The following is a 1,454-nucleotide window of genomic DNA, read 5'->3' as shown; positions in this document are numbered from 1 at the left end:
GCAAAACTTTTCAGCCTTACAATTTTCGAGTTTTACAGGGAATAAGTTTTGTGCGTTTGCTTGAATTGTCAAACCTGCAAAAAGGATAAAAAGCGTTTTACTCATTTATTTTGTTTATCTACTGAAGAGTGTCCGTTTAATATTGCTTGTAAAGCTGTCCGCGTAGCTATGGCTTAAGTTACGGGGCTTGGCGTCAGTGGCGGAAATTGAAGCGAAAAGTTTCAATTTAGCGACAGGTTAAGCAAAGGCCAACTAATGGCATAAATTTAAGAAAAAAGTCAATATAATTTATTTTTGGATAATTCCATTTTTAGCTATATTCGGCGAATTATTAAATGGATTTAAATAGGAGTATTTCAATGATAAATATTTTAAAAAGGTTGTCTGCTGTTTTGTTATTATTACTTTCAAGTATCTCTTTTTCGTATTCCCAGGACAAGGTTGATATAATACTGATTGGTACTTATCATTTTAACAATCCGGGAAATGATGCTGCAAAGACTACCGCTAGAAATATCCTAAGTGAAAAAGATCAGATGGGGCTGGAGGAGTTAACCAATGCGATTAACAAGAAGAGCAAACCCGATCAAATTTTTGTGGAAAGTCCACATGCAGAGGCAAAAAAGTTAAATGAGATCTACCAGCTATACTTATCAAATGATTTTAACAAGTTTACAGATACGATAGGAAATAAGAGACTTCAAAAACTTTATATTGAAGGCGAAACTTTTCAACTAGCTTTTCGTCTTGGCAAAAAATCCAATAATAAGGAAGTATTCCCCATAGACACGATGATACAAATGAGATTCGATCTTTTGAGCAAAGAACTAAATGCCAATCCAGTGCTCAAAGCAGCGTATGATAACAAGTTAGGGGAACTGAGTAAGGGATTTAATGAAGGGATCGGTAAAGAAAGTATGCGCGATGTACTTTTAAGACTCAATGAAGAGGATATTTACTTTCAAAATAAAAGTTTTTATATCTCTTTAGCAAATAAAGTAGGTGTATCAAATGGTTATTTCGGAAGTATATTGGTTTCAGACTGGTATAAACGTAATTTATTGATGTACGCAAACATTCAAAGCCAACTGAAAAAATCTACTAAAACAGCAGTGATCTTGGTGGGTGTAGGTCATGCTGCCATGTTCAGAGAATTTTTTAAGAATGATCCGAATTTTAATTTAGTCGAATTGAAGGATATTCTTTAAAAATATAGAGGTTGGTTATACCCCTGATTTATTTGAAAACAGGGGTATAACCAAAATCAAAAATTCTCCTATAAAATTTCTGCTTCACCAATAAGTCTAGGTCCTTCATGTAGCCACCATTTACGGCCTTTTGTCAAATATTGCTCCAGCTCTTTTACAAGGAGAAAACGAACAGTCGCAATTCTTTCTTCTCCAGGCATTTGATCCTCGCCCTCAAAATTTATATCACCTATATAAGTCCGCTGT

The 1,454-nt window shown here is 34.4% G+C and carries 1 protein-coding gene; it reads left to right on the top strand.

Annotated features, from left to right (window positions below; all coding sequences use genetic code 11):
* Positions 1 to 359: 359 nt before the first annotated feature.
* Entirely contained in the window at positions 360 to 1,208 is an 849-nt protein-coding gene (locus tag M2419_RS27370) for a DUF5694 domain-containing protein (RefSeq protein ID WP_159732729.1), read from the top strand.
* The last annotated feature ends 246 nt before the right edge of the window (positions 1,209 to 1,454 follow it).

Source organism: Sphingobacterium sp. BIGb0116, assembly GCF_024808035.1.
In the GTDB taxonomy this organism is placed as follows: Bacteria; Bacteroidota; Bacteroidia; order Sphingobacteriales; family Sphingobacteriaceae; genus Sphingobacterium; species Sphingobacterium paramultivorum.
Note: the sequence above shows the minus strand (reverse complement) of the source record. Positions and strands in the feature narration are given on the sequence as shown.